The sequence below is a fragment of the Streptomyces sp. NPDC006711 genome (assembly GCF_042869775.1).
Lineage (GTDB): Bacteria > Actinomycetota > Actinomycetes > Streptomycetales > Streptomycetaceae > Streptomyces.
Genome location: NZ_JBIAGO010000002.1, coordinates 778,599 through 795,509, shown reverse-complemented (window position 1 = coordinate 795,509; position 16,911 = coordinate 778,599). Strand labels below are relative to the sequence as shown.

The following is a 16,911-nucleotide window of genomic DNA, read 5'->3' as shown; positions in this document are numbered from 1 at the left end:
ATTCGGAGCAGCACATGTCCGCCGGGGTCTGGGACGTCCACGCGACAGCATAGTCCCGGCTGTCCTCGCCAGGACTCTTCCGGCGAAACACCATGAGCGGCGATGGTTTCGGCAGCGCCACCTCCGAAATGCCTCGGAGGTGGTACTGCGTCGCTCGCGTGGGTCGCTGGAGGAAATGATCAGTCGGGCCGGGTCACGACGAGCGCTTCGTGCACCGTGACGAACATCGGAACCAGGGCGGCGACACCGCCTACGGCGAGGACCTTCCGGTGCCATGGCCGAACACAGACCACCCCCAGCGCGCCACCGCACTCGCGCACCCGCCGGTGCGCCCTGTGCAGCAGTGTCAGGGCGGCGCAGTCGAAAAAGACCACCGCCCGCAAATCCACGATCAGCCGAGCTCCCGGCTGGGCAGTCGCGACATCGAGGGGCGCCTGGACGGCCGTAGCGGTGGACAGATCGATCTCTCCGTACACCTCGACCACGGTGGATCCCCGCATCAGACACATACGTGCGCCCCCGGACACCTCGGGAGAGAGTCCCTCGACGAGAGGAACAGGTTCCGGCAAACCCGGCTGAATGATGCTTCCCACAGCAGCTCCTCACCCACAACGTCCCCCGCAGGAGCGGGAGTTCACGGTCATCGGGTGCAGCCACCAGGTCTGGGGTGATGCGTTCACCACCCTATAAACAGACAAAGAAGAAGAAACGTGCAAGCAGTCAAGTGTTCACTCTCAAGAGTGAATGGCCGGATAATCTTTCCTGATACAGACATACATGACCGGAGCGCGTCATGAGGGGGTCCTCGGAAGCCGTCGTCCGGCCGGCGGGATACGAGTGCGACGTGCGGGCGGCAGGCGCACCGCGATCGGAAGCACCTCATGCCCGCCGCCCACGAACAGGGACCGGCCACGTCGGTCACCACCGTTGACGTCCGGTCTCCACCAGCGGGGTGGGAGCCCAGGTCCGCTAGGCTCGGTGTGTGGCAACGGAACAGTGCGCGGCGGAGCGGTACGACATCGTTGCCGTCGCGTCCTCAGCCGGGGGCATCCAGGGTCTCGGTGTGTTTCTGGGCGCGCTCGGAACCGATTTTCCCGTACCCGTGCTGATCGTCCAGCACCTCGATCCCCGGCACAGGACCGTCATCGTCGAGGTGTTGGCCCGTCGCATGTCACTCCCCGTCAAGCTGGCGGAGGACGGCGAGCACGCGAAGCCGGGGGTCGTCTATGTGGCCCCGCCCGACCGGCACCTCCTCGTAGGGCCGGAAGGCGCCTTGTCGTTGTCCCGGAGTGGACTCGTACACTTCTTGCGTCCCTGCGCCGACCTCCTTTTCGAATCGGTGGCCGACGCCTATGGGCCGCGGGCCATCGCCTGTGTGCTGACCGGTACCGGCAGCGACGGCGCGATGGGGGTGGACGCGGTGAGGGCGCGGGGCGGCACGGTGATCGCCCAGGATCCCGAGACCGCGGAGTTCAAGGGGATGCCCGAGGCGGCGGTGGGGACGGGGGCCGTTGACTTCGTGCTGCCCCTTGAGGAGATCGCCGCGGTCGTCCGCGGACTCGTCGAGACCAAGAGGCAATGATGAGCGAGCCGGCCGCGACCGAGACGGATCAAAGCCTGGAGGACCTGCTCTGCTTCATTCGCGATGCCCGCGGTTTCGACTTCACCGGGTACAAGCGCTCCACGCTCAGCCGTCGGATCCGCAAGCGGATGGGCGATGCCGGCGTCCACGACTACGCGGACTACCAGGACCTTCTGGAGACGGACGCCGACGAATTCCGCACCCTGTTCAACACCGTTCTCATCAACGTCACCTCGGTCTTCCGTGACGCGGAAGCATGGGCTCTGCTCCAGCGCGAGGCCGTGCCGGAAGTGATCGCCAACGTTGCCGCCGAGGATGAGATCCGGGTGTGGAGCGCCGGTTGTTCCAGCGGTGAGGAGGCGTACTCGCTTGCGATCATGTTCGCGGAGGCACTGGGTCTCGACGAGAGTCTGAACCGCGTCAAGATCTACGCCACGGACGTCGACGAGGAGGCGTTGCGCCAGGCTCGCGCGGGGATCTACCCGGCCAAGGCCCTGGAATCGCTCTCGCCAGAGCTGCGTGAGAAGTACTTCGAACCGAGCGGCACCCAGTACCTCTTCCGTCCCGACCTGCGGCGGCGAGTGATCTTCGGTCGGCACGACATCACTCGCGACGCCCCGATCTCCCGGCTCGACCTGCTCGTGTGCCGCAACACGCTGATGTACTTCAACGTGGAGGCGCAGAGCCAGATCGTCGACCGCTTCCACTTCGCCCTGCGGGAGAGCGGCTTCCTCTTCCTCGGCAAGGCCGAGATGCTGCTGAACGACGGCGATCGGTTCGAGGCGGTCAGTATCCGCCAGCGGATCTTCCGCCGGCGTCCCGGCGAGAGCGGCCCGCCGTACACCGCGGCGTCGCCGAAGACCAGGGCCGGCGTGGGCGTGGAGACGCCGGCGGCGACCCGCGTCCGGCAGCTGCGGGACCTGATCCTCGACGCGACGCCCTGTGCGGCCGTGGCCCTGGACGCCGAGGGGGTCGTCGTGATGGTCAATAGTCAGGCGCGCTCCCACTTCGGTCTCACGGCCCATGATGTCGGCCGTCCCTTCCAGGACCTGGAACTCTCCTACCGGCCCACTGAGCTCCGTTCCCTGATCGACCAGGCCACGCAAGAGCGCCGGACGCTGCGGGTGCACGGCGCGAAACGGCGCATGGGCGACGAGCTCCAGTACTTCGACATCCTCATCCAGCCGATCTCCAGCGGCCCTGGTCTGCCGGTCGCCATCAACGTCACGTTCACCGACGTCACGCTCGCCACCCAGCTCAAGGCCGAGGTCAAGCGTGTCCGCGAGGAACTTGAGACGGCGTATGAGGAACTTCAGTCGACCAATGAGGAGTTGGAGGCCACGAACGAGGAACTTCAGTCGAGCATTGAGGAGTTGGAGACCACCAACGAGGAACTTCAGTCCACGAATGAGGAGTTGGAGGCCACCAACGAGGAACTTCAGTCGGGCAACGAAGAGCTTGAGACCATGAACGACGAGATGCGGCTGCGTACCGACGATCTCGACGAGGCGAGGGCGTTCCTGGAGGGTGTGATCGGCAGCATCGCGGCAGGCGTGGTGGTGCTGTCCGCCAGCATGAAGGTGAAGAGCTGGAACCGGGGGGCGGTCGACCTCTGGGGGCTGCGCGCGGACGAAGTGCAGGATGTCCACTTCTTCGATCTTGACTTCGGCCTGCCCACCGCTGAACTGCGTGACGTCATCCAGCAGTGCGTCGCATCGGGCAAACGGTCGGGGCCGGTCAGTGTTCCCGCCGTCAATCGCATTGGCAGAAGCATCAACTGCGCCGTGGTCTGCTCCCCTTTCGACGGCCACAACGGAGGCGTCGTCCTCCTGATGGAAGAGACCGGGAACGAGGGTCAGCGGGTGACGCGGGAAGCCGTACGCTGAGAACATGACCGCACAGAGCGGGAGTTCACACTCGGCGGACGGGCAGATCGCCGTCGCGCTGCGGCGGGCCGCTCTTGCCGCCGAGCGCGCGGCGCGCCAGCGGGTGTCCGCCGAGCGGCACGAGCGGCTGGCGGGGGAGACGGGACGCGAGTTCCATGTGGCCATGGCGGCGACGCACCGCAGGGTCGCCGAGCGTCATCTCATCGCGGCGCAGCTCCAGAAGAAGTACGCCGATGGATTGGCCAACCGGCGGTCCGCGGGGAGCGGATCGCGCCATCTGTTCATGGCGGCGGTCGCGGAGACCTGCGGCACCTCCAGTGCCGCTCTCACTCTGGTGGGGGCGGACATGGCTCAGCTCGCTCTGGCCACGTCCGACCAACTCGCCCGCAGCGCACAGGACTTGGAGTTCGTACTCAGTATGGGGCCGACCCGGGACGCCGCCGAGAGCCTTCGGACGGTACGCGTTTCGGGACTCGCGATGGAGGAGCGCTGGCCCGGCTACGGCGCACGTCTCGCCGAGCTGGGCCTTGTCTCGGTGATCGCACTGCCGCTGCCGTCGCGGGCCGGTTGCCTCGGAGCCCTCACGGTCTTCGATCCCCGCCCCGGCCTCGCCGAGTCCGGGGTCTTCGGCAAGGTGGCCGACGCCCTGGCGGAGAGCATGCTCCTCGGCCCGGACGCCGACCCCGGTCTGTACGGCGAGACGGACCACCGGGCAGTGGTGCACCAAGCTGCCGGGATGCTGTCCGAGCAGATCCACTGTTCGCTCGACAACGCGCTGTCGCTCATCAAGGCGCGGGCCTTCAGCTGGGGAGAGCCCCCCGAGTCGGTGGCGAGCCGCGTTGTGTCCGGAGATCTGAAGCTCCACTACTGAGGGGAAGTCCGATGCCCACGCCGGATCAGCGACTGGCCGACACCTTCGTGATGCTCGCCCAGTCCTGGGGCGATGCCTTCGACACCGGGGACTTCTTGACCACACTGGCGCACCGCAGCGTCGAATTGCTGGGTGCCGGCGCCGCGGGCGCGGTGCTCGTCGCCACCGACGCACACAAAGGCGTCCGGGCGGGAGCCTCGGATCCGGGTGTGCGACGGCTGGAACTGGACGCGGCCGACCGGCGGGAGGGGCCCGGCCACGACTGTCACCGGACGGGCGAGCTCCTACCCGACACCGCTCTCGAGGAGACACGGGCCCGGCTGCGCTGGCCGCGGTACTCCGCACGAGCACGGGCGCTGGGATTCACCGGTGTCGCGGCGCTGCCTCTGCGCTGGCAGGACGAGCCGGTGGGTGCACTCGTTTTGCTGCGCGGCACGTCGGTCCCGCTGTCCGCGGACGCCCTCGCCATAGGACAGTCCCTGGCCGACGCCGCCGCGATCGCCCTCGTGCGGGAACGGGAGCTGGCCAGGAGCCGCACCCTGGCCGCTCAGCTGGAACACGCTCTGACGAGCCGGATCGTCATCGAACAGGCCAAGGGCATCCTAGCCACGCGCATGGGTCTCCCCATGGACACGGTCTTCGATCTGCTGCGCCGCTACACGCGGTCCCGTCATCTGAGGATCGCGGACGTGGCCCGCGATGTGGTCGAGGGGCGCCCGGTACCGGACTGGCCGGACCCTTGGAGGCCGGCCGCGGGCGACGAGCTCTGATCCCGCTTGGCCGCAGCGGCCCGGCGGCTATCGGGCAGCGGGCTGTTCCTGGGTGGCCAGGAGGAGTTGTGCGGCCTGGGTCGTGTTGTCGGCGCGGACGGCACGGGCCATGGCGGCGCGCGCGGCCTCGACGCCCGCGTCCGGAGGGACCACGAGCAGCGCGAAGTGGTCGTTGTGACCGCGGGTGATGAGGACGGTGTCGTCACCGACCGGAAAGGAGTCCAGGTGTACGACCCGGTCGTCAATCACCAGGCGCGTCGGGATCTCGTTCCAGGCGGTGGCATCCAGGCCCACGCGGGTGATGGGGCCGATGTGCTCGGTGAGCGCGGTGATCAGAGCCGGCAATTCTGCCGCGATGTCACGGGATCGAGGCCACCACGCGCCGTCCAGGAGGCCTTCACGGGACTGCGTCGTCTCCAGCCGGAGGAGGGCCGTTCCGGGTTTCACCGCCTGGTGAATGGCGTCCGGAAGCAGCTTCGCTGGAGTGTGGGTGTCGGATTCGGCCATGATGGTTCGCCTGTCCGCGAGGTGCGGCGACACATCGTTTCCGCCCGTACTGACGTCGGCACCGCGATGGTGGCCGGTGAAATGCCGCCCTTGATTCACTGTACTCCCGGTACCCGGTACCCCCGTACCTGCCAGGAGGATCGGCGCCGCCCATCCCGATATGCCCGTCCGTGACCTCCCGGGAGATGCCTGGTCGCACGGCCGCCTCGGGAGCCAAGGACCGGAGTAGAGTGAGGGCACCGGGAGCATTTCGTACGCCCGCTCCCACGCGGATGTCGTTTCCGGCGATCATGAGCACCGGGCTGTCGAAGACGGGCCCGGGGGCAGGTTGGCGCCATGACCGTCACCCTCGACAGCGCGGCGCTCCGCGTCCTCGCCCCACCGCTACCGGCACGACTGTCCCTCACGCCCAGGACCACGCTCGCCGGCCGGCTGGACGGCGCGTGGTGGCCCCGCTCCCGCAACCTCGACGCCGAATTTCCGGCACTCCTCGATGCCCTGGACGAGACCTGGGGCCGCGTCACTCGCGTCACGGTGAACCCCACTCACTGGCCCGTGATCCCGCACAAGGTGCCCGTCACGGGGCACACCCTGCACGTGGGCTGGTTCACCGAGCAGGACCCGGACAAAGTGATCCTGCTCTCCCGTGGAGCCGGCCGCTGGGACCTTCTCGTGATCCCGCCGGAGACCGAGCCGGCCGCCGCGGCTCAGCTGATGTCCGCCGCGGCGCTCCCAGGGAGCGTCCTCACCGCCGGCGCGTTGCTGACCGCCGAGGCCGTGACCGGTGGCGCCGTGGAAGCCCGGGGCGGAGAGGACGCCTGGGAGGCCGAAGGCGGGGCGTGCGTGTCCCCGTTCGGCTACCCGATGGGATGCCGGTCCGGTCCTGCGCCCACGCACGCGTGAAGGTGAGGACCATGGAGACCGTCGTTCTCATCGCGGCGATCATCGTCCTGATCAACACGAAATCCCTGACGACGTCGAGCCATCGACGCCGGGTATGCGCAACCCCCTTACAGGACTAGGCTGTTGGAGTCAGGCCCCAGTCCCCGGTTGCGATGATCCCTTCCGTGTCCGGAGGCCCGTCATGATCGTGCTGCTTGTTCTTCTGGTCCTGGCCCTCTTCGGTCTCGGATTCGTGAATGCCCTGTGGTGGGTGCTGGGCACTGTGGTGGTCTTCGGCCTCTTCCGCCACGGGCGAGGCGGATACGGAGGATGGGACCGCGGGGATGCTGCCGGGTTCCGGAACTACCGTGAGTTCCGGGAGCGCGAGGACCGGTGGGGACGCCGGTACGACCGCCGGCGTCGGGGCCGGTGGCTTCGCGGTGACCGCCGGGATCGCGAGCGTCAACGGTGACCGGGTCAGGGGACACCGCGCGGGATGAGATCACGGTCCATGAGGAACTTGGAGCGGCATCCATCACCTGGTCGGGAGACGCGGCGCTGGTGGTGGAAGTCATCGAACTACGCGCCCGGTCTGAGCGGTTGCTCCGGGATCTGGTCGCTCGCGCGGCGATCGACCAGGCGTGCGGCATGCTGACCGTGATGGCCCCGTGCTCCGGCGAGAGGGCCCGGGAGCTGCTGGTGGACGTCTCGCAGCACTGCGACGTCCAGCTCGGGGATGTCGCCGCGGTCCTGGTCGCCACAGCCGAGGGCAAGGAGATGCCCGCTGACATGCGGCACGTTCTCCATGCTGCCCTGAGCCGCCTTCGGGCGTCCAGCGGCCATGAGGAGCCGGCTGCCCTGCCGGTGGCATCCCGGAAGCCGTCAGTTCCGCGAGGCGAGGAGAGCACCGTGCCCGGGGACCAGGATGTCGTCGCGGTGCTCCTCGAGGACCACCGCACCATGGAAGGCTGCTCCGGCGGATGCGCAGCGTGGAGGCGGACCGGGCCGGCGCGCTGAAGGTGCTCGCCGGCCTGCTCGTCGCCCATGGCCAGGCGGAGGAGAGCGAGGTGTACCCGGCGCTGAAGCGGTTCAAGAAGGTCGACGACGACGAGGTGGACCAAGGCGTGGCCGAGCATGCCGAGGGCAACGAGGCACTGCTGGCTCTTCTGGAAGTCACCGAGATCGGCTCCCAGGCGTGGGGCGAGAAGCTGGCGAGGCTCGTGGAAGCGGTCTCCCATCACGTCGACGAGGAGGAGACCATCCTCGACGGCGCACGGCGCGACGTTCCCGACGCACGCCGTGCCGAGCTCGGCGAAGCCTTCACCAGACAGCGGGAGAAGTATCTGGCCGAGGACTGCGGGAACATCGACCACGTCCGCCGAGTCGTGCGGCACTGAGCCACCGCCCGGCGCGATGGCCGCCGCCTGGCCGCCGCGCGCGGCGAGCCGTCCAACCGGCCCTCCGGGGCGCCCAGTTCGGCTGATCCCGTGTGCCGTCCGAGGAGCACGGGCAGACTGTCCCTCGGAGCATCTGACATCATCCAGCCCCATCAGGCACAGCTGCGATGTCGACTCAGGGAAGCGGGCCGGAGCAGATGAGCGAACCCGACGGCACGACGCGGCACCACCCGGTCGTCGTCGCCCATCGATCCAGCCGTGCTGGTGACCTCCAACTGCGCATCGCTGATGCGATCACCAAGTTCGCGGGCTCCATGGTGTTCGTATATCTCCACGCGCTCGGCTTCGCTGTCTGGATGCTCTTCGTGGAATCCACCCCGTGGCCCACGCTGACCCTCGTCGTGTCCCTGGAGGCGATCTTCCTTTCCACGTTCGTCATGATCGGCCAGAATCGGCAGGCGGAGTTCCAGCAGGCCAAGGCCGATCACGACTTCGTCGAGCAGGAACTGGAACTCAAGACCAACACCGAGTTGACGCGGGCCATCCACACGATGACCGCCGAACTCCACCGCCGGCTGATGGCGGAGCCCGAGCAGCAGTAGCCTGTCCCCTCGGTCCGGCCGCAAGCGTCGGCGGATGGCGGCACGGCCGGTCACAGTCCGAAGCCGCCGCGTCTTCCGTTCCACCCCAACCGGAGGGTCGTGCCGATGAGACGGTGCCGGACCAACCGGTGGGCGGCGGCAGGCAGTTGGCGGGCGGGGTCAGGCGGGCCGGTGCGGGGTGGACTCCGCTTCTTCGTCGGTCCACGTGGTGGTGTCCGCGATGTGCCATCCGCCTGGGCGGCCGCGAGCCGGTCGGTCCTGCGCGTTGTAGTGGCCCGCCTCCCGGGTGCAGGTGAGCCTGACCCCGGAGGGGCAGTGGACCGTGGTGGCGTTGCACAGGTGCCCGGCCTCCCCCAGCGCCTCCAGGGCCCGGCGGCGAGCGGTGCTGTGGGCGCGAGCCGAGCGCGCCGCACGCTGGACGAAGGCCCGCAGCGCCTCCAGCTCGCCATCGGCGCCGAGCAGATCCTCTTCCACGCGGATGATCCGGTACCGACCGACTCCGTACAGTCCGCCCTCCCCTTCGTTCTCCCGCAGGGCGGACCTCGCGGCCTCGGCCACCGACGGCGCCTCCAGGTGCACGGTGACGGACAAGACACCGGGCAGGGAGGCGCTGACGCGTTCCGCCACGACCCGGTAGACCCGGTTCTCCTCGACCGTGACCGGCCCGCGCCCCTCCCGCTCCGCGGCCTCAGTCTCGGCCGCCACTCTCTCCAGACGCAGCAGCTCCAGCTCCTGGACCCTGGTATCGCGCTCCGGTGCGTAGAGGTCCATCGCTTCCTCGGTCATCACAGAGCCGATCCGGCGCCACTCCGCGTGCTTCCACCGCGCCAGCCGCAGCGTCTCCAGCCGCCCCGCCGCAAGACCTCCCAGCTCCTGCGGGCCCCGCTCGGTCCGGTGCTCCCAGCCTCGTGCCGTCCTGGTCTCCGCCGCCACCTGCTCGCGGGTCATCCCGGTCGCCTTGCGCCGCACGTTCTCGCGGACGATTTCCTGTGCCGTGTACCTCTGAACAGCCATCCGCGTCCGTCCCGATTGGTGAAGCCCGGCGCGGTGGAGCTCTTGGAGCTGTCACCCGGGAGGGCTGAGGTTTCCCCTCCTTCCATGCTGCACCTCCACGAGACATCCCGAGCCGTTCACGCGGACAGTCCCCGTTCCCCCGCCGAGGACCTGGTCCCGTCGCCCGACGTACCCGCCCCTCCCCGTGCGGGCCTTTCGGCGGTCGGCGCCCCCGAACCGGACCGGCCCCGCGCGAGGATGTGCGCGACCTCGCCGACGCATTTCGCGGGAGCGTTCTTCGAAGGCCCAGTTCCGGCGTCGGCGACCGCTACCGCGGCCGGCCGCGTCGGTCGGCAGCAAGGACTGTGACGGTACCGGCCGGACCAACGGCAGGTGCCCGGCCGGTAAGGCCGGGCACCCAGATCGCGATTCCTGGCGGGGAGGCCGGACGCGCTACATCGTCGGTCGCGGACGCGGGTGTGCGTAGTAGGTCCCGACCTCCTGGTGGTAGTCCGGGTTGCCGAGGTGCTTCTCCTTGTCGAACTCGGGTGCGCGCTTGATCTGGTCCCTGGTGCGGTCGACGTAGACCTTCTTCTCCTGCCGGTCGACGCGCGCCACGACCCCGGCCGGCAGGAGGACCTCCTTGCCGAAGATCCATGTTCCGGTGTCGACGACGATGTACGCGGCGCCGACGTCCTCGGAGTGCTTGTCGACCTTGCCGATGCTGCCGTCACTCGCCTCGACCTTGTAGCCGGTCAGATCCATGCCGGACCGGTGGGAAGCGATCGGCCGGTATGCCCATACGTTCTCGTTCATTGAGGTGCCCCTTCGTCGAGTAGTTCTGGGGGGAGTGGGACGTTTGATCGTGTTCAGTCCCGGAAAGCGTCCCTGGCCTTCTCTCCGGCCTGCTTCAGGTCGCCGCCGGCCTGTTCGCGGCGGCCCTTCTTCTTGAGCCGCCTGTTGCCGACGGCTCGGCCGGTTCGTTCCTTCAGCCGCCCGATGAGCGACTGAGAGCTGTTCCTGAGTTTGTCGGCGAGGCCCATGACGGACCCTCTTCTCGTTCAGCGGGGCACCGGGAGGGTCCCCCGGCACAGGTCACCCGTCTCGCGGACGCGAGGACGGGCAGGCGGGGGATAGGGGGTGGCTGGTGGACCATGGCCGGGGGTGCGGCCCGAGCCCGTACGGCCGCCCGTGAAGGACCCGATGACCCACAGAACCAGCAGCGCCGCGGCGACGTACCACAGGACGTGCAGGGTGAAGCCGAACCCGAACAACCCCAGGACCAGCACGATCAGAACGATCCAGAGAAGCATGACCGGACCTCCGGTTCGCAGGAGGAGTGCGCTCTGCGTTCCGCGGGGTCCCGGCGAAGCGAGTGGCAGCGGGTCGCGCCCGGAGATTCCGGAGCGTCATGGCCCAGCGCCCTATCCGCCACTCAACGCCTCGCCGCATGCCCTGTCAATGGCTGCGCGAGGCCGGCGTCGCGGTGCCCGCGACTTGCCGGGGACGTGCCGGACCGGGCGGACACTTTCGATTGACTGCCCGCACTATGGCGCACGTGGACGCGCGGCAGCAGACTTGAGCAGGGAACCGGGAGTCACCGTCGAGGGTGTAGGGGTTGAAGGTGATCCAAGCCGCGGACATCCGTGAGTGGCGTACCCAGGGCGTCATTGACCGGGACGGGCACCGAATCGGCTCGTTGGAGGCGGTCTATGTGGACACCCGTACCGACGAGCCGGCCATGGCCACCGTGCGGGTGGGCCTGCCCACGCGACACCGGCTGGTCTTCGTACCCCTGGACGACACGATCGTCGGGCCGGGCTATGTGAAGGTCGCCTACGACAAGGCGCTGGTGAAGAAGTGCCCGCCGATCGGCACGGACGACGTGCTGCCCGCCGAGGACGAAGCGGCGGTCTTCGCGCACTACGGCCTGACCTACCAGCCAGGTGCCGGCGGTGAGCGGCAGCTCGCCCGTCGATAGAACGCCTGGCATCGGCCGAGGAGGCTTACGCGTCATGGTCTTTTTCCTGCTCCTGGTCATCGCGGCGATCGTGCTCGGCGTCATCGGCGTGCTCGCACACGGACTGCTGTATCTGCTGTTCATCGCGATCGTGCTGTTCGCCGGCGCGCTGGTTCATCTCGCGGTGCGCTTGCGGCGCTCCGGCCGACACCGGGTGCGCTGACCGCGCGCGGGCGGCCGCTTGCGATGTCGATCCGAGCCGGTCCGCCGGGTAGTACGACGCCGGCGGGGCTGCCCGGAAAAGAGCCGGGCGTCGACTTTGTGAATGAAGCAGGGCGGGATGAGCGGGATGAACAGGAGGGCAGGGGCTCGTGCGTGCCGCCGGGACCAATTCAGTAAGTGCGGGCCTCCCGGGGAAACCGCGAGGTCCGCACCGCCCGCACAAGACGGTGCGCGGAGTAGTCTCAAAGCACCGAGAGCCTTTCGCGCGTTGGCGTTCATGCCGGTGCCGTTCCCGGCGTACCACCGGGCCGGGCAGGCGGACCGCCTGTCCGGGGACGGGTCCCCACCATGACGACGGCCATCGAACGCTTGACCCCCACCGGGCACTTGTCGGCCACCTCTGCGGGTACGTCCCCGCCGCAGGCCCGCCTGGCTCTCGCACCTGTGGTGCACGCACCGAAGGCGGCCGGCCCGACGGCGAGGTGCGCCCCGTAACCACTTTCCTCGCCACCACGGCGGAATCCTTGGGCTGATCACATGGGAGGCATTCGTGATCCATCTGCGCGACGCACAGCTCAACCAGCACCTCTCCACCTGGCGGTACGGCCGCCTGCCGCCGGAACTCGCCGACCCGGCCGGTCGCCCCGCGCGGCGCGACCACCGTGAAGGCGGCCGGGGGCGACTGCGACCGCACCACCGCCTTCGCTGAAGGGCGCGCGGCCGTATCCGCATCCGTACCTGACGAACCGCATCCGTACCTGACGCCGAACCTCGCCGGTCGCCTCCGCACCAGGTGCCCCGTCAACGCCCAGTCAGAGCCAGGGCGTTGACGTACGGGGACGCGTCACGGAGGCCTGGACGGATGCCGGGCCGCTCAACGTGGTCGCGCTGCCGCCTACAGCCAATGCCGCCGTTTGAAGATGAAGTACAGACTCACACACACCCCCGCCAGCAACAGGATCGCGAACGGATACCCGTACGCCCACCCAAGCTCCGGCATCCGCTCGAAGTTCATCCCGTAGATCGTTCCCACCAACGTGGGAGCAAACAAAATAGCCCCGCCCAAGACGAGATCTTCTTGAAGACGTCATCCTCACGTCGGTGACCTGCAGAAATCGCCTGCATTGGCGGTCTGAGCTGCGGTGCTCGGCCTTTCAGGGTCTTTCGCCGTGCTACCCGTTTGTGCAGCCGATCCTCCCCGGCCGCTCCCCAACGGGCCTTCATTCTCCCCAGATTCTCCCCAGTCGAGGCGCGCTCAGGGCGCTACATCGTGCCCAGCCCGCCTTGCACGGCGGCTACGCCCAGTATCTGAGGGCGCTCGGCCGGGAGGGTGCGCGGATTGCGCGCCGGCTCGTCTGGGCTGGGTTGCGCGGCCGAGCAGAGCGACCACGTGGCGAGACCCACCGCAATCCGGCTTGCTTTGGAGCGCGACACTTTGCCTGCCGGTGCCGGCCGTCAGTCGAAGAGCGTAACCTCGCCGCCGGTGGTGATGACGTCGCGTGCTGCCTTGCAGGCACTGGGCCTTGGAGTATCGCGGTGATGTCGAGCTGACCTGAGTTCCCGTCCTCGGTGGCCATACAGCGACCGTAGGGTGCGAACGCGGGCGTTGCTACGGGATTCGGTTGGGGCCTGTCGGGGCGCTGGGCAGCTCTTTCCTCCTGCGGCTCAATCGAGCTGAGCCCGCTCTCCTCCTGGGGCTTCGAACGGTGGGCTGTGGGAGCCGTCAGGGTCGCGGCCACGGCGGCGCGTCGATTCCCGGGCACGTTCTGAGATCGTCCGTTCCTTCAAGTGACAGACGGATAGGCCGCATAGGCACACCGACCTCAGTGACTCGCACAGTCATCTCATCACCGAGTCGAGCCGCCAGGCCCGGCTCTGCTGGTGGTGGCTCAGAGCGATGCACGAGCCCTGCGATCCCATCATCAGGCCGCACGAGGATCCCGAACGGAACCAGCTTCGTGACCCGGGCCCGGATAACGCTGTCGGCGCGACCGGCTCAGAGACTCCACGGGTTCGGTTGGATGGCTGCCAGGGACAGCACCGCCTGACCACGCATCTCGGTATCCAGGGCCAAGACCTCGGCGGCCAGGCGCTGCCCCAGCGGCACAGCTTCATGACAGCAAGAGATCCATCTCCAGGACAGCTCCGGCGGAGGGATGACGGGCACGTCACGGCCCAGACGCTATTTCGCACTTCCGATATTTGAGCCTGCCGACACTGCCCGAGCGCTCAGCGTCCAACGAGCCGGCTCCGGTCGAAGGCCTCGGAGTCAGCTTTGTCGGACGAGGGCGATGAGGTTAGATCTGGTCTCCTGGGTGAGGGCTCGGTGGGGGTGGGAGGAGTGGCCGGTCGTGGGTGCTGTTGGTGGGGCCGCGGACAGGCTGGTGGGGCGCGACGAGCCGACAGCAGTCATTGAGGGTGCGCTGGCAGAGGTACAAAGGGGCGGCACAGCGGTCTTGTTGCGGGGGGACCCCGGTATGGGGAAGACCGCGCTGCTCGATACGGGGGAGGAAGCGGCGCGGCGGATCGGGTTGCGGGTACTGCGGATGACCGGGGCGCCCACGGAGTCGGGGCTGCCGTTCGCCGCGCTGCACCAGGTGCTCTGGCCGGTGCTCGACGAGGTGCAGGATCTGGCCGAGTCTCAACGGGAGCCTCTGGAGCGGGCGTTGGGGGTGCGCGACGGGGTCCCGCCCGAGGGATTCGCGGTGGCGGGTGCCACGCTCGCGCTGCTCGCCCATGCCGCCACCCGTCGGCCCGTCGTGCTCCTCCTGGACGATCTGCAATGGGCCGATCCGTCCAGCATCGCGGTGTTCGGCTACCTGCGCAGGCATCTGGCCCCGCTGCCGCTCGTTCTGATCGGGACCACGCGGGAGAGCGCTGCCGACGGTCTGCCGGGCCGGATGGTCGACCTGGAGCCCCTGAATGATCGGGAGTCCGAGCAACTGCTGCGGACCCTCCACCCGTGGCTGCCCGAGACGGCGCGCGGCCGGGTGCTGCGCGCGGCCGGCGGAAACCCGCTCGCCCTGCACGAGCTGCCCGCGCAGCTGCGCTCGGTGGCTCCGGACCACCCCGCGTTCCGGGCGGACTCCCCGACGACTGATGCCGTCGCGGGGCCCTTCGGTGGGCTGCCGCTCGGAACCCGTCTCGGGGGACTGTACGAGGACCGGGTGCGCGCCCTGCCGGACGGCATCCAGTACCTCTTGCTCGTCGCGGCCCTGGGGGGCACGTACGGACAGCGCCTGTCCGTGTTGCGAGAGTTGGCTGGGCAGCGAACGGAGATGCGCTGGGCGAAGGTCCTGGAGCACATCCGGGATTCCGGCTTGGCGCACCCGGACACGGCTGAGGGCAGCCTGGTGTTCCGTCATCCGCTCGTGCGGGCCGGCCTTGTCCACATGGCCTCTCCGGCCGAGCGTCGTGCCGGTCATCGGCTCCTCGCCGACGACATGCCCGCGACGCACCCGCAGCGGATCATTCATCTGGCGGCGTCGGCGGTCGGCATTGACGCGGCGCTGGCCTCACTCCTGCATGCGAAGGCCGACAGCATGGCCGCCCAGGGCGGCGATGCCGAGGCCGCGGACATGATGGCGCGTGCCGCGGGTCTCAGCCCGGACTCGGGGACCAGGGCCGCGCGGCTGGTCGCCGCCGCGGTCATGGCTGCCGCTGGGGGACGGCTGGGCCGGTCGGCGGAGCTCGTCTCGGCGGCCGAGGCCGAGGCCAGGCCCGGCAGGCCGGAGCCCGCTGCCGCTTACGCCTTCGCCGTCGCGTACACGAGGCTCCAGCTGGACGGTGACCCGACGCCCTCGATCGAGCTGCTTCCCGGCGCCCTCGACCTGTTGGCGCCGCCGGCCGGGCGGCACGAGCGCCCGGGGCTGCTCGAAGCGGTCTTCTTCCTTCTCGTGGTCGTCGCCGTGCACTGCGGCGACGAGCGGGCGTGGGCCGCGGTCGAGCGGCACGCCACTGCTGTCTCCGGGCCTGCCCTGGTGTGCTTGCGGGCATGGTCGGGCTCCTCGCGGACCGGCCCCGACGCGTTCGACATGTCGGCGCGCCTGCGGGAGACGGTCCCCGCGCTGCCCGAGGATCGCGAGACCCCTGCCGCCTGGTTCCTGCTGTGGGCGGCCGCCGGCCTCGACGCGGTCGGTGAGTACGACGCCCTGGTGGCTCCGTTCGCGCGTCGTCACACCTTCGCCACCCAGGACTTCATCGATGCCCTGCGCGCCCACGATGCCTTTCTGTGTGGCCGCTGGGAGGAGACCCTTGCCCTCTCCCGCCGCGGCGCGGACACCTCTGCGAGCCACGGCCATGCGTTCAACCAGATGCTCTTCCTGCTGAACGCTGGCCAGGTCCATGCCGCACGTGGGCACGACGGTAGCCTCACCGCGCTGGAGTCCGCCCTCAGTGCGCACGCGGGAGCGCGGCATCTGCGCGCGATCACCGAGCGCCTGCACGGCCTCCAGTTGCTGCGTGCGCTCGGCCAGGGGCGGGCCGACGAGGCATGGCGGCTCGCTCGGTCCCTGGCCGCGCCCGGGGTGGTACCGCCCCGGGCCCCCTGGTTCCATCTGACCCTCGTCGACTGGGTCCAGGCGGCGGTCGAGAGTGGTCACTCAGAGGATGCCCGGCGCCACCTCAGGGCAGTGCGGGCGGCCGGGGGCGCCCCCGCCTCGGCCCACCACGCCTTTCTCATGACCGTTGCCGACGCCCTCGCCGCCACGGATGAGGAGGCCGAAGCGAGGTTCGCGGCGGTGTACGCGACGCCCGGCGCGGAGCAGTGGCCCTTCCCACTCGCCCGCGCGCGTCTGGCGCACGGTGTGCGACTGCGACGGTCGAGTCCCGGCCGGCACGCGCCGACGGCCGCCATGGCCCACCTTCGGAGCGCGTACGCCGTCTTCACCCGACTCGAAGCCGCTCCGTGGGCCCGGCGAGCCTCCCGCGAACTGGATCCGACGGTGGAGGCGGCCGAGTGTGTCGAGGGGAGCGAAGCGTTTCATCCTCTGCTCTCCGCACAGGAGTTGAGGGTGGCCGAGTATGCGTCGAGAGGATTGACCAACCGTCAGATCGGAGATCTGCTCGGCCTTTCGCCACGCACGGTCGGCTCGCACCTGTACAAGGCGTTTCCGAAGCTCGGCGTCACGACACGGGCCGGCGTGGCCCGGGCTCTGGAAGAGACCCGGAACGCACGGCCCACCGGTCCCCGAGGTCGGCAAGGGCGTCCCGGACGGGGCGGTCGGCCCTAGTGCCCCGG

The 16,911-nt window shown here is 69.2% G+C and carries 19 protein-coding genes and 1 pseudogene; 12 read left to right on the top strand and 8 right to left on the bottom strand.

Features of this window, described 5'->3' with window-relative positions:
- Positions 1-179: 179 nt before the first annotated feature.
- Positions 180-593, bottom strand: a complete 414-nt coding sequence (locus ACFYM2_RS07600) for an STAS domain-containing protein (protein WP_388834159.1) — start codon at positions 591-593, stop codon at positions 180-182.
- A gap of 389 nt (positions 594-982) precedes the next feature.
- Here ACFYM2_RS07600 and ACFYM2_RS07595 point away from each other — a divergent pair, with 389 nt between their 5' ends.
- The 4 genes from ACFYM2_RS07595 to ACFYM2_RS07580 are packed head-to-tail and all read left to right on the top strand — an operon-like array spanning position 983 to position 5,109.
- The gene (locus ACFYM2_RS07595) at positions 983-1,582 is read left to right on the top strand and encodes a chemotaxis protein CheB (protein ID WP_388461972.1); all 600 of its coding nucleotides are present in this window, start codon (positions 983-985) and stop codon (positions 1,580-1,582) included.
- Positions 1,582-3,468, top strand: a complete 1,887-nt coding sequence (locus ACFYM2_RS07590; protein WP_388834157.1) for a CheR family methyltransferase — start codon at positions 1,582-1,584, stop codon at positions 3,466-3,468. Before ACFYM2_RS07595 ends, ACFYM2_RS07590 begins: the two co-directional genes overlap by 1 nt.
- Before the next feature lie 4 nt (positions 3,469-3,472).
- On the top strand, positions 3,473-4,339 hold the full coding sequence (locus tag ACFYM2_RS07585) for a GAF domain-containing protein (protein ID WP_388461974.1): 867 nt from the start codon (positions 3,473-3,475) through the stop codon (positions 4,337-4,339).
- Positions 4,340-4,350: 11 nt separating this feature from the next.
- Positions 4,351-5,109 carry a GAF and ANTAR domain-containing protein gene (locus tag ACFYM2_RS07580; RefSeq protein WP_359007822.1) on the top strand — a complete coding sequence of 253 codons (759 nt, stop codon included), beginning with the start codon at positions 4,351-4,353 and terminating at the stop codon, positions 5,107-5,109.
- Positions 5,110-5,136: 27 nt separating this feature from the next.
- On the opposite strand, the gene ACFYM2_RS07575 is transcribed toward ACFYM2_RS07580, so the two are convergent.
- On the bottom strand, positions 5,137-5,616 hold the full coding sequence (locus tag ACFYM2_RS07575; protein ID WP_388834154.1) for a DUF5994 family protein: 480 nt from the start codon (positions 5,614-5,616) through the stop codon (positions 5,137-5,139).
- 336 nt (positions 5,617-5,952) lie between these two features.
- Between ACFYM2_RS07575 and ACFYM2_RS07570 the strand changes: the two genes are divergently transcribed.
- The 4 genes from ACFYM2_RS07570 to ACFYM2_RS07555 all read left to right on the top strand — a co-directional run bounded on the left by ACFYM2_RS07570 (position 5,953) and on the right by ACFYM2_RS07555 (position 8,497).
- Positions 5,953-6,519 carry a DUF5994 family protein gene (locus tag ACFYM2_RS07570; protein WP_388834152.1) on the top strand — a complete coding sequence of 189 codons (567 nt, stop codon included), beginning with the start codon at positions 5,953-5,955 and terminating at the stop codon, positions 6,517-6,519.
- A 447-nt stretch (positions 6,520-6,966) separates the two neighbouring features.
- Entirely contained in the window at positions 6,967-7,515 is a 549-nt protein-coding gene (locus tag ACFYM2_RS07565; RefSeq protein ID WP_359007834.1) for an ANTAR domain-containing protein, read from the top strand.
- Positions 7,479-7,895, top strand: coding sequence for a hemerythrin domain-containing protein (locus tag ACFYM2_RS07560; protein ID WP_388834148.1), 417 nt, complete (start codon positions 7,479-7,481; stop codon positions 7,893-7,895). Before ACFYM2_RS07565 ends, ACFYM2_RS07560 begins: the two co-directional genes overlap by 37 nt.
- Before the next feature lie 197 nt (positions 7,896-8,092).
- The gene (locus ACFYM2_RS07555) at positions 8,093-8,497 is read left to right on the top strand and encodes a DUF1003 domain-containing protein (RefSeq protein ID WP_359007840.1); all 405 of its coding nucleotides are present in this window, start codon (positions 8,093-8,095) and stop codon (positions 8,495-8,497) included.
- Between the two features lie 159 nt (positions 8,498-8,656).
- Here the strand turns inward: ACFYM2_RS07555 and ACFYM2_RS07550 are convergent, their stop codons facing one another.
- From ACFYM2_RS07550 to ACFYM2_RS07535, 4 genes are all read right to left on the bottom strand, one after another.
- Positions 8,657-9,511 carry a hypothetical protein gene (locus ACFYM2_RS07550; RefSeq protein WP_388461981.1) on the bottom strand — a complete coding sequence of 285 codons (855 nt, stop codon included), beginning with the start codon at positions 9,509-9,511 and terminating at the stop codon, positions 8,657-8,659.
- 432 nt (positions 9,512-9,943) lie between these two features.
- Positions 9,944-10,306, bottom strand: coding sequence for a PRC-barrel domain-containing protein (locus ACFYM2_RS07545; protein WP_359007846.1), 363 nt, complete (start codon positions 10,304-10,306; stop codon positions 9,944-9,946).
- Positions 10,307-10,359: 53 nt separating this feature from the next.
- Positions 10,360-10,533: a CsbD family protein gene (locus ACFYM2_RS07540; protein WP_388834146.1), complete on the bottom strand. Its 174-nt coding sequence runs from the start codon at positions 10,531-10,533 to the stop codon at positions 10,360-10,362.
- An 18-nt stretch (positions 10,534-10,551) separates the two neighbouring features.
- Positions 10,552-10,803 carry a hypothetical protein gene (locus ACFYM2_RS07535; RefSeq protein WP_359007851.1) on the bottom strand — a complete coding sequence of 84 codons (252 nt, stop codon included), beginning with the start codon at positions 10,801-10,803 and terminating at the stop codon, positions 10,552-10,554.
- A gap of 311 nt (positions 10,804-11,114) precedes the next feature.
- On the opposite strand from ACFYM2_RS07535, the gene ACFYM2_RS07530 reads away from it, so the two are divergent.
- The 3 genes from ACFYM2_RS07530 (at position 11,115) to ACFYM2_RS07520 (ending at position 12,381) form a co-directional block, all read left to right on the top strand.
- Positions 11,115-11,471, top strand: a complete 357-nt coding sequence (locus ACFYM2_RS07530) for a PRC-barrel domain-containing protein (protein WP_359007852.1) — start codon at positions 11,115-11,117, stop codon at positions 11,469-11,471.
- A gap of 34 nt (positions 11,472-11,505) precedes the next feature.
- On the top strand, positions 11,506-11,673 hold the full coding sequence (locus ACFYM2_RS07525; protein ID WP_359007855.1) for a hypothetical protein: 168 nt from the start codon (positions 11,506-11,508) through the stop codon (positions 11,671-11,673).
- A 549-nt stretch (positions 11,674-12,222) separates the two neighbouring features.
- A complete protein-coding gene (locus ACFYM2_RS07520) occupies positions 12,223-12,381 on the top strand; it encodes a hypothetical protein (protein ID WP_388834142.1) in 159 nt (52 codons plus the stop codon).
- Between the two features lie 186 nt (positions 12,382-12,567).
- Here ACFYM2_RS07520 and ACFYM2_RS07515 read toward each other — a convergent pair.
- Positions 12,568-12,755 (bottom strand): annotated as a pseudogene (locus ACFYM2_RS07515) (CorA family divalent cation transporter); the annotation flags it as partial.
- 640 nt (positions 12,756-13,395) lie between these two features.
- The gene (locus tag ACFYM2_RS07510; protein WP_359007867.1) at positions 13,396-13,647 is read right to left on the bottom strand and encodes a S1 RNA-binding domain-containing protein; all 252 of its coding nucleotides are present in this window, start codon (positions 13,645-13,647) and stop codon (positions 13,396-13,398) included.
- Positions 13,648-13,828: 181 nt separating this feature from the next.
- Between ACFYM2_RS07510 and ACFYM2_RS07505 the strand changes: the two genes are divergently transcribed.
- Positions 13,829-16,903 carry an AAA family ATPase gene (locus ACFYM2_RS07505; RefSeq protein WP_388834140.1) on the top strand — a complete coding sequence of 1,025 codons (3,075 nt, stop codon included), beginning with the start codon at positions 13,829-13,831 and terminating at the stop codon, positions 16,901-16,903.
- Positions 16,904-16,911: the final 8 nt, after the last annotated feature.